The following is an 18,978-nucleotide window of genomic DNA, read 5'->3' on the forward strand; positions in this document are numbered from 1 at the left end:
TTGACCGGAGGGTGCCGGTCAGACCGGTATGGTCGATATTGCAACGAATCAGATCGGTGACGATTCGAGTCTGACGATGCCAGCGGGCCGGTCCTGCTGACGCATGGCGTGAGAGCCGCCGTCAGACCTGGCCGTGCCAGCCCGGCGGCACCACTTCGAACGTACGACGCTGGCCGCCACCCTCGTCGGCCTTGGCGGCCTTTCCGCCCTCACCACCCTCACCGCCCGTATCACCCTTATCGCCCTTGCCGTCCTTACGGTCCTCTCGCCCCGCCTCATTGGCCGCCGGCGCCGACGCCTGCTGGCGGAACACGGCCTCCAGCGACTGGTCCAGCTGAGGGTTGTCGAGCATCGATTTCAGCAGGTCCACGCCCTGCATCTGCTGCGCCAGCGCCGTCCGAGGCAGGCGCGCCAGGTTCAGCACCAGCCGGTCATGCAGCATGCGCAGCGTGACGTGCGATGGATCGCACAGCAGCGCCCAGTGTGCCTGCCCACGATCCTGCTGGAGCTTGCCGACCAGATGCATCCCCTTGAGCTTTGCCAGCAGGCCAGCCAGGTAGTCTGCCTCCATCCGCAGCTTGCGGCCCATGTCGAGTTCGCCAACACTGCGCGGCACCTCCTCGCGGGCGCGGTACAGCAGGTACAGAACGCCAAGCGCGTCGAAGAACTCGCTGCCGGCAAACGTGCGGCGGCGCCAGTGGCCTTCCCGGATGACCGGCAGATTGGCCGCAATCGTGGCGCCCAGCAGCGTCACCAGCCAGCTGACGTACATCCACAACAGGAACAGCGGCAACACGGCGAACGTGCCGTAGACCGCCGTGTAGGTAGGAATATGAGTGATGAAGTAGCCGAAGCCGCGCTTGGCGACTTCGAAGGCGATGGCGGCAACCAGCCCAGCGATGATGGCGTCGCGCCAATCCACATAGGCGTAGGGCACCGCCATATAGAGGAAGGCGAACGCCAGTGCCGACAGGAGCACAGGAACGGCGCTGACCATCAGACCCATCCCCATCGGCAGATTGCCGACGTAGCCCATCGAGACCGAGATCAGGTACGAACTGATGGACAGGCTAGCGCCGATCAGCACCGGCCCCAGCGTCAGCACAGCCCAGAACACCAGCACCCGCTGCGCCAGCGGACGCCGCCGCTTGACGCGCCAGATCGCATTGAGCGCGTCTTCCACGGTCAGCATCGTCAGCACGGACGTCACCATCAGGCCGCCCAGGCCCAGCGCGGTCAGCCCGCGCGCGCTCTTGGCAAACTGGCCGATGTAGCGCGAGACCGAGTCACTGATGTTGCCGCCCGGGATCAGGTTCTGGAACAGGAAGCCCTCGATCTGGCCGCGAAAATCGCGGAACACCGGAAACGCGGCCAGCAGCGCGAACGCCACGGTCAGCACCGGCACCACGGCCAGGACGGTGGTGAAAGTCAGGCTGGCGGACACCTGCGGCAGGCGATCCTCGCCGGCGCGACGCAGCGCGTAGCGCGCGAGTGCGCGCACCTTCTGCAGGTTCCATTCCCTGCGCAGGCGGGCGATGCGTGCGGCTGTCATGCGGGGGCAAGCTCCATTATCTGAAAACGAGGGGTGAGGGCCACCGGATCAAGGAAACGTGCGACATTTCGTCGAACGCGTCTCGCATCCGGCACCCGACGCGAGGGCCCAACTATAATACGCGCATTGTTTTGCGGCGCCGTTCCGGGCCGCGCCCGCCCTGGCCGGCAACACGGCCGGCCGGCGGACTGCCAGCCCATCCATGACCGACATCCTCGTCCTCTATTACAGCCGCCACGGCAGCACCCGCAAACTCGCCGAACTGATCGCGACCGGCATCGAGAGCGTGCCCGGCGCCCAAGCGCGCCTGCGCACCGTGCCGCCAGTCTCGACGGTCTGCGAAGCCACTGCACCCGATATCCCGCCCGAAGGCGCGCCGTACGCGGAATTGCGCGATCTCGAGGAGTGCGCCGGCCTGGCGCTCGGCAGCCCCACCCGCTTCGGCAACATGGCCGCGCCAATGAAGTACTTCCTGGACGGCACCGTCGCCCAATGGCTGTCCGGTGCGCTCACCGGCAAGCCCGCCTGCGTGTTCACCTCCACCGGCAGCCTGCATGGCGGCCAGGAGACCACGCTGCTGTCGATGATGCTGCCGCTGTTCCACCACGGCATGCTGCTGATGGGCTTGCCCTATTCCGAGCCCGGCCTGATGACGACGACGGCCGGCGGCACGCCCTATGGCCCGAGCCACCATGCCCACGTGGACAACCACGGCCCGGTAACCGACCACGAAGCCGCGCTGGCGACCGCCATGGGACGCCGGCTGGCCGAAACGGCGCTGAAGCTGGCCGGGGCCGCGCGATGACACCCGCCGACGCCTCAGCACGCGACGGCGACCTGCACAGCCCCGGGCTATGGCGCCTGAGCGTGGGCAGCGTGATCGCGCTGATGGCGTTGTGCATCGCCTGGGAATGGTTCCTCGCACCATTGCGCCCGGGCGGCTCGTGGCTGGTCCTGAAGTGCATCCTGCTGCTGCCGGTATTGCGCGGCGTTCTGACGCGCAATCGCTACACTATGCAGTGGTCGTCGATGCTGATCCTGCTGTATTTCACCGAAGGCATCGTGCGCGCCACCAGCGACCGCGCGCCGTCGTCTACCCTGGCGTGGGCGGAAGTCGCTCTCACGGTGCTGTTTTTCTTCAGCACGATTCTCTACCTGCGACCCTACAAGCGACGTGCCAAGGCACAGAAGGCGTCGGATACCGTCGCGCCGCCCTCGTCACCCTCGTCGCCCCGGTAAGTTGCCGTCGCCGAAACTTCCATTCCTGCCATGACCGCCTCGCACCTCGACTCGTTCCTCGATCTCTGCCGCGCCGCGGTGGGCCCACAAAACGTGCTGACGGATGCCACCGACAAGGCGCCCTACCTGACCGACTGGCGCCGGCGCTATACGGGCGACGCGGTAGCCGTGCTGCGTCCTGGCTCCACCGAGGAAGTCGCCGCCGTGGCCCATGCCTGCCATGCCCACAAGCTGGCCGTGGTGCCTCAGGGCGGCAACACGGGCCTGTGCGGCGGCGCGACGCCGGCCGCCGGTGAGGCGGCGGCAAACGGTGTGGTCGTGCTGTCGCTGCAGCGCATGAACCGCATCCGCAACGTCGATCCGTTGAACAACACGATCACCGTGGAAGCCGGTGTGATCCTGCAGCAGTTGCAGGAAACGGCGCAGGCCCATGGCAGGCTGTTCCCACTGAGCCTGGCGGCCGAGGGTAGCTGCACGATCGGCGGCAACCTGTCGACCAACGCCGGCGGCACCGCGGTTCTGCGATACGGCAATACGCGTGAACTGTGCCTGGGCGTGGAAGTGGTGACGGCCAGGGGCGAGATCTGGGACGGCCTGCGCGGCCTGCGCAAGGACAATACGGGCTACGACTTGCGTGACCTGTTCATCGGCGCCGAAGGCACGCTGGGGATCATCACGGCGGCCGTCATGAAACTGTTTCCGGCCCCGCGCGCGCGCGTCACGGCGCTGGCCGCCGTGCAGAGCCCGCGCGCGGCGCTGGCCCTGCTGGCCATCGCGCAATCACACGCCAGCGCGATGCTGACCGGCTTCGAGTTGATGTCCGCGCTATGCATGGAACTGGTGACGAAGCACTTCCCGCAACTACGCTACCCGTTCGACGCCACGCACCCGCAACTGGTGCTGCTGGAACTGTCCGACAGCGAAGGCGAGGAACACGCGCGCGCGATCTTCGAAAAGATGATGGAAACCGCGTTCGCGGGCGGCGTGGTGATCGATGCGGTGGTCGCCGAGTCCGTGCAACAGTCGCGCGATTTCTGGAACCTGCGCGAGCACATTCCGCTGGCCCAGGTCGAGGAAGGCAAGAACATCAAGCACGATATCGCCGTGCCGATCTCGCGCGTGGCCGACTTTATCGAGACCACCGATGCGCTGCTGCAGGATGCCTTCCCCGGTGCGCGGATGGTGACCTTCGGCCATCTTGGCGACGGCAACCTGCACTACAACGTATCGCCGCCGGTGGGTGTCGATAACGACCAATTCCTGATGCACCAGGACGCCATCAACCTGGTCGTCCACAACAGCGTGCAGGCGCATAACGGCTCGATTTCCGCCGAGCACGGCCTTGGCCAGCTTAAGCGCGAGGAGAACCAGCGCTACAAGAGCGAGGTGGAACTGGCGATGATGCGGGCCATCAAGCAGGCGCTGGACCCACAGGGGCTAATGAATCCGGGGAAGGTCATCTGATCCGGCCGATCGGTTGGCATCCGGATCCTGATCCGGACCCATCTCCGGATCGGCCTCCGGACCCACATCCGGGCCGCCGAACAACTGGCTGCACAGCCCCTCGCCTTCCGGCGTGAGGCTGGCCGTTCCCCGGCCATCCTCTTCCATCGTCATGACGACCAGTTCCGCGTCGGCCAGTTGGGTCAGCACGCGACGCAGCACGCTCATCTGCACCGAAGCCCGCTTGCTGATCCGCGCCAGCGACAGCACCTTGCCTTCGGGCATCTGCGCCTCGCGCCAGAGCACGTCCAGGATGCCGGCCAGCGCCGGGTCCAGTCCGCCGACGCTGTCTAGTCCGTCCTCTTGTCCGTCTTGTCCGTCTGCTGCCTCGTCGATCCCGGGGGCGTCCGTTTCAGCATCGCCCCGGTTGGATTTGCGCATCATTCTGTCTCCTTGTCTTGTAGTGACGCCACCAGCTTGCCCAGCGTGACGACGGCGGACTCCACCTCCGCCGACCATGCGCCACTGTAGTTCAGGCGGATGCAGTTGGTGTAGGTCGGCACTGGCGAGAAGATATGCCCCGGCGCCACGGTGATCCGCCGCTCCAGCGCCGCATGGTAGAGCGCCATGGCGTCGACCTCTTCCGGCAATTCCACCCACAGGACATAGCCCCCTGCCGGGCGCGAGACCCGCGTCCCCGCCGGGAAGAATCGCCGCACCGCGGCGGCCATGATGTTGGCCTGTTGCGCGTAGGTCTTGCGCACACGGCGCAGGTGATAGTCGTAGCCGTCGTTCTTCAGGAACTCGGCGATGGCCAGTTGCGGAATGGCCGGCGTGGTCAGCGTGTTCAGGAATTTCAGCCGCTCGACCTGCTCCTTGTACCGTCCCGGTAACGCCCAGCCAATCCGGTAGGCGTTGGTGAGCGTCTTGGAAAACGACGAACAATGCAGCACGATACCGGCCGTATCGTAGGCCTTCAGCGACGTGGGATGGGCATCCCCGTAGTAAAGCTCGCCATAGACATCGTTCTCGATCACCGGAATGTCGCGCGCGGTCAGCAGCGTCACCAGTTCCTGCTTGCGCGCGTCCGACATCTGGAACCCGAGCGGGTTCTGGAAATTCGGCATCACCATGCATGCGGCGATGGGGCGCTCGTCGATCAGCTTCGCCAGTGCCTGGACGTCGATGCCCTCCACCGGATCGGTAGCCACCTCCACGGCGCGCATGCCCAGCCGCTCGATGGCGTGGAGCATCGCATAGTAGGTTGGCGACTCCACGGCAATGGTGTCGCCCGGCTTGGCCACCGCCTGCAGGCACAGGTTGATCGCCTCGGTGGCACCGATGGTCACGATCACCTCGTTGGGATCGACCGCGTAGCCGTTTTCCAGGTAGCGCCGCGTGATCTGGCGGATCAGTTGCGGCGACCCTGGTGGCAGGTCATCGAGCAGGTTCCACGTGTCATAGCGCTTGCCGATGGTGTTGGCATACTGGATGATCCGCTGCCAGGGGAACAGCTTGGGGTCGGGGTATGGCGAGCCGAGCGGAATGGCATCGTCGGCGCGGATCGAGCGCAGCGTCGACAGCACCAGCGCGCTCACATCCACCGGCGACGGCCTGGCCGCCGGGCGGGTTGGCTGCAGTTCGATGGTGGGCTCGCCGGGCCGGGAGCGCACGAAGTACCCGGACTGGGGCCGGCTTTCCAGGATGCCGCGCGATTCCAGCAGCAGATACGCGCGGACTACCGTCGTGATGCTCAGGCGGTGGTGCTGGGCCGCCTGGCGCACCGAGGGGATTTTTTCCCCGGACAGCAAGACGCCTTGCTGCACCAGCGCCTCGATGTCGGCCGCAAGCTTTTCATACAGAGTCACACCGCCAACCTTTCGCCACGTCTGGAGTTGTCTGGACGCTGGCGATCGGCAGGCCAGTCTTCAGCCCGGCAGCGCCAGCGGCTCAGATCGTAATACGAAATCCGTCCCGGCGGCCGGACCGGCCTGGGGCGTGGCCGGCGCGACACCTGTGTATTCGACGAACCCGTCCTTGCGGCAGAAGCTCAGCAGACGCAGACCGGCCTGTTCGGCGATGCGGATGGCCAGCGAAGTCGGTGCGGAAATCGTCGCCAGCATCTGGATCTGCATGCGTGCCGCCTTTCGGACCAGCTCATAGCTGGCGCGGCTGGACAAGAAGACGAAGCCGTCATCCATCGGCATCCGGCGCTTCGCCAAGTGGCCGATCAGCTTGTCCATCGCGTTGTGACGGCCCACATCCTCGAAGGCGCACAGCACTTCGCCATCAGGCGCGCACCAGCCCGCGGCATGGACGCCGCCCGTGGCACGCATCAGGACCTGGTGGCTAGGCAGCCCGGCGGCAGCACGCTGCATCGTCGCGCGGGAAGGCTCGATCCGGCGACGCGGCACCGCCATCGGCACAGGCGCCAGGTCCAGCAGCTCGAGGCTCTCGATGCCGCAGACCCCGCAGCCCGTGCGCCCGGCCAGCGCCCGGCGCTGTGCCTTCATCGCCATGAAGGCGCGCTGGCTGATGTCGATACGCACCTCGATGCCGTCGCATCCCGGCACGACCTCGACATCGTAGATTTCCTTGACGCCGTCGACGATCCCCTCGGTCAGCGAGAACCCAAAGGCGAATGCTTCCAGGTCCAGCGGCGTCGCCATCATCACGGCATGGGAGATGCCGTTGTAAACCAGCGCTACCGGCACCTCCTCGGCCACGTTGTCAAGGTCGAGCGTACTCAGGTCGCCCTTGTGGCGGTGAGTGCTCCGCTGCTGATAACCGAGCGGCGACTGCAACGATGACGGCGCCAGAGTCGCGGCGGGCTCCCGGGACGATGAGTTCATGCGTGTCTCCGGAGGGCCATCAGGCGCCGCCGGCTCGTGCCAGCAGCACGGGGATCGACTTCGACGTCGGCGTGCCGGACCGGTCGCCGATGCTCTCCAGCGGCACCAGCGGATTGGTTTCCGGATAGTAGGCACCCAGGCAGCCGGCAGGAATGTCGTAGTCCACCAGCAGGAAGTCCTGCGCGTGGCGCGTGATGCCGTCTTCCCAGACGCTGGTGATGTCCACGCGCTCGCTCTCGGCAAAGCCCAGCCGCTCGCGATCCACCGGGTTGATAAACACCACGCGACGCAGACCAAACACGCCACGATAGCGATCGTCCAGGCCATAGATCGTGGTGTTGTACTGGTCGTGCGACCGCGTGGTCATCATCACCATCAGGTCGTCGCCGTATGCCGCGCGGGCACGCTGGATCGGGGTGTCCTTGTCAATCGCATGCACCAGGAACTGGGCCTTGCCGGACGCCGTCTTCCACACGCGGTTGCGCGAAGCCGGCGTCAGGTGGAACCCGCCCGGCTGGTTCACGCGTGCGTTGAATTGCTCGAAGCCCGGAATCACCTTTTCGATGGCGTCGCGGATGCGCGCGTAGTCCTGCGCGTACCAGAGCCAGTCGACCTTTTCGGAACCGAGCGTCGCGGCGGCCATGCGGGCGACGATCGCGGTCTCGGACAGCAAGTCGGGCGATGCCGGCTTGTTCATCCCATAGGAGATATGCACCATGCAGACCGAGTCTTCCACGGTCACACCCTGGGGCACGCCGTCCTGCAGATCGATCTCCGTCCTGCCCATCGTCGGCAGCAGCAGCGACGCCTTGCCGATCACCAGATGGCTGCGGTTGAGCTTGGTGGCAATATTGACGGTCAGGTCGCATTGGCGCAGCGCCTCCCAGGTGCGCGGCGTGTCCGGCGTGGCGATCGAGAAATTGCCGCCCAGCCCCACGAACACCTTCACCTTGCCCGCCAGCATCGCATTTATCGCACCGACCACGTCCTGGCCGTGCTCGCGCGGCGGCTCGAAGCCGAACGTGGCGCCCAGTCGGTCCAGGAAGGCACCGTCCGGCTGCTCCTCGATGCCCATCGTGCGGTCACCCTGCACGTTGGAATGGCCACGCACCGGCATCAGCCCGGCGCCCGGGCGACCGATATTCCCGCGCAGCATCATTACGTTGGACAGCATCTGGATCGTGCGGACCGAGTTCTTGTGTTGAGTCAGGCCCATGCCCCAGCAGGCGATGGTGCGCTCGCTCTTCACGTAGACATCCGCCAGCGCGTCGATGTCTTCGCGCGTCACGCCCGAATCGGCCACGATGTCCGCCCAGCTCTCGGCGCGCAGATCCGCCGCGAAGGCTTCGAAATCAGCCGTGTGCTGCGCGATGAAGTCAACGTCCACCACGTGCCTGTTGCCCGTGGCGATGGCGGCGTCATCCAGCTCGATCACACGCTTGCCGAGGCCCTTGATCAGCGCGAAGTCGCCGGCCAGCTTGGGCCGGACGAACATCGACGCGATCTTCGTGCTGGACCCCGTCAGCATTTCGGTGGCGTGCTGCGGGCTGGTAAAGCGCTCCAGGCCGCGCTCCTTGAGCGGGTTGATCGACACAATCGTCGCCCCGCGCTTTGCGCAATCGCGCAGCTCATTCAGCATGCGCGGATGGTTGGTGGCCGGGTTCTGGCCGAACACCAGCACGGCATCGGCCAGCTGGAAATCATCCAGCAGCACGGTGGCCTTGCCCACGCCCACCGTCACCGGCAAGCCACGGCTGGTGGCCTCGTGGCACATGTTCGAGCAATCGGGGAAATTATTGGTCCCGTACATCCGCACGAACAGCTGGAACAGGAAGGCGGCCTCGTTGCTGGCCCGGCCTGACGTATAGAACGTGGCGGCATCCGGGTCATCCAGCTTGCGCAGGTGGTTGGCGATCAGCGCGAAGGCATCGTCCCAGGCTACCGGCACGTACTTGTCCGTGACGGCGTCGTAGACCACCGGATGGGTCAGCCGGCCATGCTGCTCGAGCTCGTAGTCCGACTGCTGCATTAGCTCGGTCACCGTGTACTTCGCGAAGAAGTCGTTCGTGACCCGCTTGCTGGTGGCTTCCGCAGCCACGGCCTTGACACCGTTCTCGCAGAATTCGAAGGTCGACGCGTGCTGCTTGTCCGGCCAGGCGCAACCCGGACAGTCAAAGCCGTCGGGCTGGTTCTGCTTGAACAGTGTCTTGTACTTGCCGCCTGCAACTTTCTCCTTGATCAGGTTGATGGCAACGTACTTGAGGGCGCCCCAGCCAGCGGCCGGGTGCGTGTAGGGCGCGACATGTCCCTTTTCGGGGGTCGGAGTACTCATCGGGGGGCGACTTCCTGAACAATTGCCCGAGTGCCCGGCCCGGTTTTCCGTGTTTCCAGAGCACCCGAAGCGATGGATGCAGACTAGGCCCGAAAAGTGATCCGAGGAACGTACAGTACAGCTACGGATTGAAGAGTACAGTTTGCACCATTGCGGCGCACAAATTGGGAACTGTGCTTATCGGGGTGGCATGAACGAGGCGCGCCCCCTACTCTTCCCTACTCCGGTTGCTCCGGCGTTGCCTGGATGATGTCCTCGAGCTGGGCGCTCATGGGGATATCGAGCCGCTCGCCGGTCGGCAGCTTGCTCAGGAACCACTGCTTGTAGAGCCGTTCCAGATCGCCCGAGGTGATCACGTTCCGCACCGCCCGGTCGACCACGGCCGCGAACTGCGGATCGTTCTTGCGAAGCATGATCCCGTATGGGTCGTAGGACAGGAAATCGCGCGTCACGTCAAACTTCTTTGCCATGTTGTAGTGCGCCAGAAAACCGTAGAGCAGCACATCGTCGCCGGCGTAGGCGTCGGCGCCGCCGTGACGCAGGATCTCGAAAGCGTCGGCATGGTCGCGCGCGCGGATGATCTTCACGTCCAGGCCGAATCGTGCCGACACCTTCTCGATCGCGTCGGCATTGGTGGTGCCAGCCGTGGCGACCACAGTCTTGCCCTTGAGGTCGCGGAACGACTTGATCGGCGATCCGCGCGGCACCATCAGCTTGGTCCCCGCGATAAAGATCACCGGCGAGAACCCCACGATGCGCATGCGTTCGGCATTGCGCGTGGTCGATCCGCATTCGAGATCGATCCTGCCCGACATCATCGCATCGAAGCGATTCTCGGACGTGACCGGCACCCACTGGATCGTCAGGTCGCGTCCGATTTCGGCGGCGGCGGTCTCCACGATGGCCTGGCAGATATCGATCGAATAGCCGATCGGCCGCTTCGCCTGGTTCAGGTACGAGAACGGCAGCGACGATTCCCGGTAGCCGACGATCAGCGCCCCCGTGTCCTTGGCCTTCTTCAGCGTGCCGCTCAGCACCACGGCATCCTGCGCAACAGCCAGCGTGGCCGCGGCGCAGCCCAGCCACAGTGCAATCAGAAATTTCGCAGCGAATCCGCGCATGGCATCAGGCCTCCGCGGCATCGGGCTTGGCGCCGGGGATGTCCTGCTCCGTCTCGGGCACCGGTCCGGAGGCCAGTTGCCCTTCCCACTTGGCCACCACGGCGGCGGCGATCGAATTGCCCACCGCGTTGGTCGCGGAACGGCCCATGTCGAGGAACTGGTCGACGCCCATGATCAGCAGCAACCCCGCCTCGGGGATGCCGAACTGGTTCAGCGTGGCGGCGATCACCACCAGCGACGCGCGGGGCACGCCCGCCATGCCCTTGGACGTCAGCATCAGCAGCAGCAGCATGGTAATCTGCGTGCCCATTGGCAGGTGGATGTCATAGGCCTGGGCGATGAACAGTACCGCGAACGTGCAGTACATCATCGATCCGTCCAGGTTGAACGAATAGCCCAGTGGCAACACGAAGCTCGAAATCTTGCGGTTCACGCCGAACCGATCGAGCGAATCGAGCAGTTTCGGATAGGCCGCCTCGGAACTGGCCGTGGAGAATGACAGCAGGAACGGTTCCCGGATCAGGCGAATCAACTGGATCACGCGTCTGCCCAGGAACATAAAGCCCGCCAGCGCCAGCAGCCCCCAGAGCACGAACAGCGCCAGGTAGAAGCTGCCCATGAACTTGGCGAACGTGACCAGGATGCCCAGGCCCTGCGTGGTCACCGTGGAGGCAATCGCCGCGAACACGGCCACTGGCGCCAGCCACATGACCGCCCCGGTGATCTTGAGCATGATCTGCGCAAGATCCTCGATGACCGCAGCCATGCGTGCGCCACGTTCGCCCAGCGTGGCGATGGCCGTGCCGAAGAAGATCGAGAACACCACGATCTGCAGGATTTCGTTGTTGGCCATCGCTTCCGCCACGGATTTCGGCACCAGGTGGGCCACGAAGTCCTTCAGCGTGAAGGCGTTGGTCTTGAGGTTGGTCGCCGCGCCAACGTCCGGCAGCGGCAGGCCGATGTTCACGCCCGGATGTAGCAGCGTGGCCATGATCAACCCGAGCGTCAGGGACACCAGCGATGCCGTGATGAACCAGGCGAGCGCCTTGACCCCCACGCGGCCCACCGTGCTGGCATCGCCCATGTGCGCGATACCCATCACCAGGGTCGAGAAAACCAGCGGCGCAATGATCATCTTGATCAGCCGCAGGAACACGTCGGTGATGATGGAGATATACCCGGCGATGTCCTTGGCCACTTTCGGATCGGGGAACGCCGCGTTGCAGGCATAGCCCACCCCGGCGCCGAGGATCATCGCAATCAAGATCCAGGTCGTGATATTTGACTTCTTGCTCATGACGACTCCTTGGGCTTCCGGGTGGATGTCCTGCGTCGGGGTCGGCACTCAGGTGACCCTAGGTAACGATAGGTCGTGGGGACCGGAATCCGCAAATCCGACCGCATTGAACGCCTTGCGGAAGCCTCCGCAACCCTTCCATCGATTGCCCCAAAGGAGTGCCATGTCTATAATCCGGCACACTCGCCTCCGCAGCTTTCCGCCAGGGCGTCATACCGACAAGCGCGCAGTGCCGCCCGGCTGAGCCACCGGGCCACGCGGACCGCGCCACAGGGCCTGACGGCCCGCCGCCTGCCATTCTTCCCCGCAGGCGCCAGATTTTTTGATTCCCGATCCACCCCACGCCGGGCCTGGCCGCGCCATCGCATACGCGCGGCCAGACTTCCGTCGCTTGTTGTCGCTCGTCGCATATGGCGCACTTTTTTCTCCGCCGCCCGGCATTTGCCTGGGTACTGGCCATCCTCACCATGGTTGCGGGCCTGGTTGCCCTGACCCGCATTCCAGTGGCGCAATATCCCGCCGTGGCGCCGCCCACGGTAATCCTTTACGCCGACTATCCGGGGGCCACTGCGCGCACCGTGGAGGATCGCGTGACTGCCGTCCTGGAGCAGCAGATGCACGGCATTCCCGGCCTGCTCTACATCGACTCCAGCAGCGAGGCCGGCACGGCAACGGTCACCATCGGCTTCCGCCAGGGCACCGATCCGCAACTGGCGCAGGTGAACGTGCGCAACCGCGTCGCGCAGGCCGAGCCGTTGCTGCCGGAGACGGTGCGGCGCGGCGGCGTGTATGTCGACCAGGCCAGCGCCAGCCCGTTCATGTACGTCTCGCTGGTGTCGAAGTCCGGCCAGCTGTCAGAGACTGCGTTGGCAGACTATGCGGCCGGCACGGTGCTGCCGATGCTGCGGCGCCTGCCCGGCATCGGCAAGGTGGAGCCCTACGGAGCCGAGTACGCGCTGCGCGTATGGTTCGACCCCGACCAGCTCCATGCCTACGGCCTGACCACCGCCGATGTGGAGGCCGCCATCAGGGCTCGCAATGGCAGCGTCACGCCGGGCCAGCATGGCGGCGCACCGGCTGTCGCAGGCCAGTCGTACCAGGCGATCGTGCGCCCGCCGGCGCCGATGTCCGATGCGGAATCGTTCGGCCGGATCGTGCTGCGCTCGGCTAGGGATGGCTCCGCGGTGCTGCTGCGCGACGTCGCGCGTGTGGAACTGGCGGCGAGCGACTATCGCTACAGCTCCACGCTCAATGGCCGCGACGCGGCGTCGATGGGCCTGAAGCTGGCGGATGGCGCCAACGTGCTGGCCACCTCGCGCGCCGTGCGCGCCGCGCTCGACGACACCGCCAAGGGCTTCCCGGCCGATGTGAGCTACGACATCTCCTACGATTCGGCCCACTTCGTGCAGAGCTCGATCACGCGCGTGCTGGTCACGCTGGCCGAAGCCACGGTGCTGGTCTTCCTGATCCTCTACCTGTTCCTCGGCAACCTGCGCGCCACACTGATCCCCTGCATCGTGGTGCCGATCTCGTTGCTGGGCACGGTAGCCTGCCTCTACGCGCTGGGCCTGTCGCTGAACGTGATCACGCTGTTTGGCGTGGTGCTGGCCATCGGCATCCTCGTCGACGATGCCATCGTGGTCGTCGAGAACGTCGAGCGCATCATGCGCGAGGAAGGTATCGATGCGGGCGCGGCGGCCGCGCGGTCCATGCGCGAGGTCTCTGGCGCCCTGCTCGCCGTCACGCTGGTGCTCTGCGCAGTGTTCGTGCCGATGGCCTTCCTCGGCAGCGCAGTGGGCGTGATCTATCGCCATTTCGCAATCACGCTGGCGGTGTCGATCGCGTTCTCGCTGTTCTTCGCGCTGTCGCTCGCGCCGGCAATGTGCGCCAGCCTGCTGCGCCACGGCGCCCAGCCGTCGCGCAGCAGGCTGGCCTGGTTCGAGCACCGTTTTGCCGCGCTCACGGATCGCTACGCGGGCTGGGTGCAACGGCTGCAACGCCGGCGCCTGCGAAGGCCGACGATGCTTTTGAAGGAACAGTGGATGCAGATCCATGTGCTCAAGGCCCAGGGGTTGTCACTGCGCGAGATCGCGCGGCCATTGACCTGTGCATTCCCGTGAGCCGTTGTCTCATGGCGACTATCTTCTCGTGCTGTCCGTCCAGATAGGCAGATGTTGCTGCCATAGCGACCGCTGAATCTGGCTGCCAATTTTCGAGAAAGTGGTGGGCAAGCTTGTTCCGCTCAGCGGTTAGCGCCTGCCGTGATGCTGCCGGTGTTCTGGATGCTGCCGCCGCTACCCTTGCCAAAATCCAGCGTGACATCCGTGCCACTGATGTTCCCGCCCGCCGTCATCGCCGTCGTGTTCGCCGGCAGGTACACCTGGGGCATCAGCGCCGTGATGGTCGGGCAGGTAACGGCACCGTTCGCCCTGCAACTGGGGTCCGGAACGGTCTGCTCCACATACCACAGCATCGGCTTATCAAGTTCATTGACCTGCGTCTGCGTGAGCGCTGTGCCCAACTGGAGGCCGTTGGCCTGCGCATAGTCGAGCGCGTTCTGGTACAGCACGCCCTTCTCCTGCTGCGTGGTCGACAGGTTCTGCTTGCTGTCATAGGACAGGCCGTCGACAAAGCTCGCCTTGCCGGTTTGGGCGAGCGCCGCCTGCTGCAGCATCAGGTTCTCTTCCTCGGGGTTGTAGTAGAACAGCGTCGAACCCGGCTGCAGGCTTGGCGGCAGGTTGTCCAGCAGCGTCTGCGGGCCGATGCCGGCCGACAGCGCCGGGCTCAGCTGTCCATCCACATAGGATGCCTTGCCCGCCACCGGTGTCGGCAACTGGCCGGTGCCCACTGACCGCGGCACGCCCAGGTTCAGGCCCGGCATCGTCTGCGGCGTAATCGAGATCACCTGGGACGGCGCGTTCACGCGCGGCGTGTAGGTGTTGGCCGTCGTAATGCCATTGATCAGCCGTGTGCCAGTCAGTGACACCTCCGTGCCAATCACGTTGCCCACGTTCTGGATCTGGCCACCCGAGGTGATGGTCAGGTTAGGCGCCTGGATGGTGGCGGCGATGTTGCCCACCGGCGTCGGCGGGTTAATCACGCCCCCGGTAGCCGCATAGGCGCTGCCATACAGCGCCGCGCACTGCTCGGGTGATCCGCATGCCCAGATGTCGTGGCGCTTGTCGCTACTGAACATGCCCGTTTCCTGCACCCAGTGAGAGTGCCAGTAGGCATTGAGCGTCTGCGCACTGTTGACGACCGGGCCCGTCACATTGATGACGGCTTTGGCCCCTGCCGAGATCAGGCTGCCGACGTTAGTCAGCGATCCCGCGTTGATCTGCAGGGTATTGCCGGCCGAGATCACCGAGGAACTACCGGACTGTTGGTCGACGTAGGCCTCGCAGTAGCTCTCCTTGTAACCGCCAGCAGTCATGCAGCCAGCGTACTGCTGCTGCGTGCCGTAGTTCTCATGGGCTTGTACAGGCGGCGGCAGCGTATTGGTGATGGCTCCGGCTACATTGAGCGTGATGTTGTTTGCCGTTGCCGAGCGCCATTAGCGAGCCGGGCCAGATTTCAGGCTGCGCATACAGAGCCTTGGCCTCATTGCTCCATGCGGATAGGCTACGCAGCGGAACGGTCCGGCACCCCCCCTCCGGGCTGGTGAAAGTCACGTCAATCTGTGCCGTAATGGGGTTGTCGTCGCCGGGAAGCGGACGATACGAAATAACCGGAGTGCCAATACGCTGCATGGCGTAGGCGAGGCTATCGGCCCGCATCTGTGCAAGGTCGTGCTCGGCATTGGCGAGGTCGTCGCGCAGTACCTGGGCTTCTTCTGCTGCCTTGCGCAGTCGCTCGAAGTCATCGGCCAGCTTCTGTACCGCCGCGATACCAGACTTGATGCTGACAATGCGGGCCTCCATGCTGCTGAATGCATGGCCGTCGATAAAGCGGGGAGTACCTTGGAGGTTGCTCATATCAATTTCCTTTTGGGACGTGGCCGCGCAAATCGCGCGCACCGTGGTAGCTCATTTTTGAGCCGTTGAATGTCGCCAGCGCGCAAGCGCAAGCGTAGGGAATGGGGGCCGGGAGTTATCCGGCGGGGCGCCTCGCGGCGCGGCTCTACACTGCGGGGAAGGTCGGTGCCCTACTCACCAGCCAAGATCGGCAGTCAGCAGGGTCTGTAGATGGCGGTCCCTCTGTGCGAGGGTGAACCAGTGTTCGGGGTTGTCGCGTACTGCCTTGAGCAAGTCAGCGCATGCGATATTGGCCGCAGGGTTATGCAGCGTGGTCCGGTCAATTCCGGTAACAGTCACCGTCCATGGGCCACGCTTGAAAGTGCGCGCACCTTGCTTGAGCATTGCGAGCCGTTGAATGTGGGAGTCTCGGGATCGTGTGGCTGGTGGCCGCTGCCCTTGTCGGATCGCGCGCATCGCTGGCTCGGTCTTCGCCAGTAGGCAAGCAAAACAGGAGCGGTCTCGCACCCGGCGCTCCGCGCTTCCGCACCTCGGGCATGGCTTGCCGGTGTATGTGCGCTGGCCGAGCATGAATGCTGACCATCGGGCCGTGCTTGATACCCGCTGCCGCAGCGCTTCTGCAAATGCCGGGTCTAGTCGCGCGATGCGGCGCTGCCTTAGGGATAACTTGTCGGCCCGTGGCTGCTGGCCGTGTAGGACGAATCGTGGATCAGGCTTACGGCTGCCGGGCATAGCGCGCTCTTGTCCTGCGGCCAACCCAGCCACGGTGTGCGGCAGCGCTGCGTGCTGCTCGGGCCATCATGAAGTGCCCCATGGTTGCTGCTGACATTGATTGGTCTCCAGAAAGGACAAGGGCCAGCGCGAGGCCGACCCTAAGGGATTGATGTTGAGTGCCGCCGCGTCATAGCGCGATAGCATCTAGCTCGGCTTGCTCGGCCATGCGCTGGGTTATCGCTGCCGTAGCTGCCGCACGCTTGGCCTGTTCCTCTTTGCGCTTGGCAGCAATTTCTGTCGCCGCTGCGATACCTCGCAGACCCTGCGCCTCAGTCACACCAGCCGATGCCAGAACCACGGATAGCGGCACGTATGCTCCATGCATGCGCACCGTGATGTCACGAAGCAGGTTGCCAGTAGCAGCGCGCCGCGCCGTAATGAATTGGTACTGGTCGCCATTGACGATGATGCCGTCAGCCAGAAAGGTAATTGTGCTGTTGCCCTGCATGCTCGGGGATTCCTCGGTGTCGGTGGGTTTGCGGGCCTTGCCGCTGCGCACGGATCGCTTCGTGTCGGACATCGTGCGGATGTCTGAGGCATAGCCAGCGCGATCTAGTTTCTCCTTCACCAGCTTGGATTGCTTCGCAGTGACCGGACGTGACATCTGTTCTTTCTTGAGCGGCTTTGTGAGACTAAGTGCCTTGGTGACTTCCTCCAATAGCACCTCGTTAGAATCCTTGGCCCGCTCGGGATTGGCGATAAGCAGATCGGTCAGGGTCATAGGCCACAACCCCGCATTCGGACTGTTCTTCTCGTAAGCATGCGATGGCGTGAACCCGAGGGATACACCACGGCGGGCGGCCTCTTGTGCAAGCACCTCGTCATGCTTGCGGCGGCGCTGGGCAAACTCAGCCAGCACGCCCTTGTGGTCGGCCTTCGTTTGGTCGGGTAATGCTCGGGTCATTGGTCTCCCGTCGTGCGGCGGTTGCCGAATGTTGATTAAAAAAACATTGTGCAACTCACGCACAATTCACTGAAAAGTTGCAAGGGCTGTCGGGTGCAGTGGCCGGTATTCGCCCTACGCCATCGGTGCGCGGGAGCAGTGGCCCCTCTGGCTGGCGTACACGCCCCCTATGCGCCTGCGCGGTCCCAACCCCGCTGATGGGATGGCCGCTGATCCGAAGCGATTACAGCGCCTCTGCTGCGGTCGGAAACTTTGGCTTTGGGCCGGTACGCTTGCGCTGTAGCCATGTCGGCAGGTAGCCCGTGGTCTGCTCCACGGCGCGACGGTATGCAGCAATGGCGTGGTGGTTCTTGGCGGCCCTCAGGGTGGTGGCGTAAGCCTGCTCGGCGGCATTGTCCTCAAGGGGATGAAGTGAGCCGGTACCGCCACGGGCTGCACTGAAATTCTTGGCATTGGTCATTCTGGTAACTCCTTGAACTGATCGTGGGATTCGGGGCCGTGTTCCTTTCTGAAGGGTCCAGAAATACACAGGCTGGTCCTTGTCTGTCGTTGTAGGGTCCAGAAATACCGCGCGCCCCTCGCCTGGACGAATTCAAGCCGGTGGGTGTAGCGGCCCGCAAAAGCAAAAAGCCGCCAACAGGCGGCCATTCCGGGGCGGTATTGGGCTGGCTACTGGGCCAGTTTGAGTATGGTGGGATGCGACACCCCGTAGTCTTTCGCCAAGGCTCGGGCAGATGCGCCAGCAGCCAGCTTGTCTCGTATCTCGGCTTTCTGGTCGTCTGTCAGTGCGTCACGCCTACCCAGCTTCTTGCCTTCGGCCTTGGCCCGCGCCAGCCCGGCATGTGTCCGCTCCACTAGCTGGTCCCGTTCGAACTGGGCGAAGGCCGCGAACATGCGGCGCACTAGCTCACCCGCAGGGCTAGTAACTTCCATGACTGGCAAGTCGAGCACGACAACCCGTATGCCATCGGCACGCAACGACTCTACTGTGCGATCAATATCCGCAGCATTACGGCCTAGGCGGTCCAGCTTGGTCACAACCAGAACGTCGCCCGCCTCCAGCTTGTCGCGTAGCTTGGCAAATATTGGACGGTCCATCGCGGGCACTGTGCCGCTAATCGTTTCAGCATGCACGCGCTTGGCATCCACCTTGTACCCGGCCTGCTCTGCCAAGAGGACTTGGTTATCTGTGGTCTGGTCTTCGGTGGAGACGCGAGCGTAGAGGAACGTGCGGGACATGACTGCTCCAAGTGGTAATCAAACGTGGTAGCAATCATATGTGGTAATCAATCCGTTTACAAGGACTTCTTTACCATCCTAGCCACCCGCTCTCAGGTGGTAGCAAAACGGTCGATTAATTACCACTCCTGCGCAGGTCGTCAACACTGGCGAAAGCGAAAAATTAAGAGTAGATTGTCTATCGGCACTACTGGCAGTAATTGTTTTGCGTTGCACCACAAGATCTAGTGCCACCACCCCTGCTTCGGCAG

Annotated in this window: 14 protein-coding genes and 2 pseudogenes; 4 read left to right on the forward strand and 12 right to left on the reverse strand. The window is 64.3% G+C overall.

Going from position 1 to position 18,978, the window contains the following annotated elements; translation table 11 throughout:
* Positions 1–121: 121 nt before the first annotated feature.
* The gene (locus AC1DOX_RS03805) at positions 122–1,552 is read right to left on the reverse strand and encodes a YihY family inner membrane protein (RefSeq protein WP_441615201.1); all 1,431 of its coding nucleotides are present in this window, start codon (positions 1,550–1,552) and stop codon (positions 122–124) included.
* A gap of 202 nt (positions 1,553–1,754) precedes the next feature.
* On the opposite strand from AC1DOX_RS03805, the gene wrbA reads away from it, so the two are divergent.
* From wrbA to AC1DOX_RS03820, 3 genes are read left to right on the forward strand one after another with little or no spacing between them, the layout of a single operon-like run.
* The gene (wrbA, locus tag AC1DOX_RS03810) at positions 1,755–2,357 is read left to right on the forward strand and encodes an NAD(P)H:quinone oxidoreductase (protein ID WP_092138216.1); all 603 of its coding nucleotides are present in this window, start codon (positions 1,755–1,757) and stop codon (positions 2,355–2,357) included.
* Positions 2,354–2,791 carry a DUF2069 domain-containing protein gene (locus tag AC1DOX_RS03815; protein WP_441615204.1) on the forward strand — a complete coding sequence of 146 codons (438 nt, stop codon included), beginning with the start codon at positions 2,354–2,356 and terminating at the stop codon, positions 2,789–2,791. The genes wrbA and AC1DOX_RS03815 overlap by 4 nt, the downstream gene beginning before the upstream one ends.
* A 30-nt stretch (positions 2,792–2,821) precedes the next feature.
* Positions 2,822–4,255 carry an FAD-binding oxidoreductase gene (locus AC1DOX_RS03820; RefSeq protein WP_441615206.1) on the forward strand — a complete coding sequence of 478 codons (1,434 nt, stop codon included), beginning with the start codon at positions 2,822–2,824 and terminating at the stop codon, positions 4,253–4,255.
* Here the strand turns inward: AC1DOX_RS03820 and AC1DOX_RS03825 are convergent.
* The 6 genes from AC1DOX_RS03825 to AC1DOX_RS03850 all read right to left on the reverse strand — a co-directional run bounded on the left by AC1DOX_RS03825 (position 4,229) and on the right by AC1DOX_RS03850 (position 11,836).
* A complete protein-coding gene (locus tag AC1DOX_RS03825) occupies positions 4,229–4,678 on the reverse strand; it encodes a hypothetical protein (RefSeq protein ID WP_441615208.1) in 450 nt (149 codons plus the stop codon). The two genes, AC1DOX_RS03820 and AC1DOX_RS03825, sit on opposite strands and share 27 nt — an antisense overlap.
* The gene (locus AC1DOX_RS03830) at positions 4,675–6,102 is read right to left on the reverse strand and encodes an aminotransferase-like domain-containing protein (RefSeq protein ID WP_441615210.1); all 1,428 of its coding nucleotides are present in this window, start codon (positions 6,100–6,102) and stop codon (positions 4,675–4,677) included. The genes AC1DOX_RS03825 and AC1DOX_RS03830 overlap by 4 nt, the downstream gene beginning before the upstream one ends.
* Before the next feature lie 60 nt (positions 6,103–6,162).
* Entirely contained in the window at positions 6,163–7,053 is an 891-nt protein-coding gene (gene fdhD / locus AC1DOX_RS03835) for a formate dehydrogenase accessory sulfurtransferase FdhD (protein WP_441615632.1), read from the reverse strand.
* Positions 7,054–7,105: 52 nt separating this feature from the next.
* The gene (locus tag AC1DOX_RS03840; protein WP_441615212.1) at positions 7,106–9,418 is read right to left on the reverse strand and encodes an FdhF/YdeP family oxidoreductase; all 2,313 of its coding nucleotides are present in this window, start codon (positions 9,416–9,418) and stop codon (positions 7,106–7,108) included.
* A gap of 218 nt (positions 9,419–9,636) precedes the next feature.
* Entirely contained in the window at positions 9,637–10,539 is a 903-nt protein-coding gene (locus AC1DOX_RS03845) for an amino acid ABC transporter substrate-binding protein (RefSeq protein ID WP_441615214.1), read from the reverse strand.
* A gap of 4 nt (positions 10,540–10,543) precedes the next feature.
* Positions 10,544–11,836, reverse strand: coding sequence for a dicarboxylate/amino acid:cation symporter (locus tag AC1DOX_RS03850; protein ID WP_441615216.1), 1,293 nt, complete (start codon positions 11,834–11,836; stop codon positions 10,544–10,546).
* Between the two features lie 410 nt (positions 11,837–12,246).
* On the opposite strand from AC1DOX_RS03850, the pseudogene AC1DOX_RS03855 reads away from it, so the two are divergent.
* Positions 12,247–13,848 (forward strand): annotated as a pseudogene (locus AC1DOX_RS03855) (efflux RND transporter permease subunit); the annotation flags it as partial.
* A gap of 245 nt (positions 13,849–14,093) precedes the next feature.
* Here the strand turns inward: AC1DOX_RS03855 and AC1DOX_RS03860 are convergent.
* From AC1DOX_RS03860 to AC1DOX_RS03880, 5 genes and pseudogenes are all read right to left on the reverse strand, one after another.
* Positions 14,094–15,371, reverse strand: a pseudogene (locus tag AC1DOX_RS03860) (adhesin); the annotation flags it as partial.
* A complete protein-coding gene (locus AC1DOX_RS03865; protein ID WP_441615218.1) occupies positions 15,304–15,810 on the reverse strand; it encodes a hypothetical protein in 507 nt (168 codons plus the stop codon). The pseudogene AC1DOX_RS03860 and the gene AC1DOX_RS03865, both read right to left, overlap by 68 nt.
* Before the next feature lie 901 nt (positions 15,811–16,711).
* Positions 16,712–17,488, reverse strand: a complete 777-nt coding sequence (locus tag AC1DOX_RS03870; RefSeq protein ID WP_441615220.1) for a hypothetical protein — start codon at positions 17,486–17,488, stop codon at positions 16,712–16,714.
* A 223-nt stretch (positions 17,489–17,711) separates the two neighbouring features.
* Complete coding sequence (locus AC1DOX_RS03875) at positions 17,712–17,948, reverse strand: hypothetical protein (RefSeq protein WP_441615222.1); 237 nt, start codon at positions 17,946–17,948, stop codon at positions 17,712–17,714.
* Between the two features lie 209 nt (positions 17,949–18,157).
* Positions 18,158–18,727: a recombinase family protein gene (locus tag AC1DOX_RS03880; RefSeq protein WP_441615224.1), complete on the reverse strand. Its 570-nt coding sequence runs from the start codon at positions 18,725–18,727 to the stop codon at positions 18,158–18,160.
* Positions 18,728–18,978: the final 251 nt, after the last annotated feature.

Source organism: Cupriavidus sp. 01L415 (genome assembly GCF_056400065.1).

Coding starts and splice junctions, on each gene's coding strand:
- AC1DOX_RS03805 (WP_441615201.1), bottom strand. CDS start 1,552: ATGACAGCCGCACGCATCGCCCGCCTGCGCAGGGAATGGAACCTGCAG.
- wrbA (WP_092138216.1), top strand. CDS start 1,755: ATGACCGACATCCTCGTCCTCTATTACAGCCGCCACGGCAGCACCCGC.
- AC1DOX_RS03815 (WP_441615204.1), top strand. CDS start 2,354: ATGACACCCGCCGACGCCTCAGCACGCGACGGCGACCTGCACAGCCCC.
- AC1DOX_RS03820 (WP_441615206.1), top strand. CDS start 2,822: ATGACCGCCTCGCACCTCGACTCGTTCCTCGATCTCTGCCGCGCCGCG.
- AC1DOX_RS03825 (WP_441615208.1), bottom strand. CDS start 4,678: ATGATGCGCAAATCCAACCGGGGCGATGCTGAAACGGACGCCCCCGGG.
- AC1DOX_RS03840 (WP_441615212.1), bottom strand. CDS start 9,418: ATGAGTACTCCGACCCCCGAAAAGGGACATGTCGCGCCCTACACGCAC.
- AC1DOX_RS03845 (WP_441615214.1), bottom strand. CDS start 10,539: ATGCGCGGATTCGCTGCGAAATTTCTGATTGCACTGTGGCTGGGCTGC.
- AC1DOX_RS03850 (WP_441615216.1), bottom strand. CDS start 11,836: ATGAGCAAGAAGTCAAATATCACGACCTGGATCTTGATTGCGATGATC.
- AC1DOX_RS03865 (WP_441615218.1), bottom strand. CDS start 15,810: ATGAGCAACCTCCAAGGTACTCCCCGCTTTATCGACGGCCATGCATTC.
- AC1DOX_RS03870 (WP_441615220.1), bottom strand. CDS start 17,488: ATGACCCGAGCATTACCCGACCAAACGAAGGCCGACCACAAGGGCGTG.
- AC1DOX_RS03875 (WP_441615222.1), bottom strand. CDS start 17,948: ATGACCAATGCCAAGAATTTCAGTGCAGCCCGTGGCGGTACCGGCTCA.
- AC1DOX_RS03880 (WP_441615224.1), bottom strand. CDS start 18,727: ATGTCCCGCACGTTCCTCTACGCTCGCGTCTCCACCGAAGACCAGACC.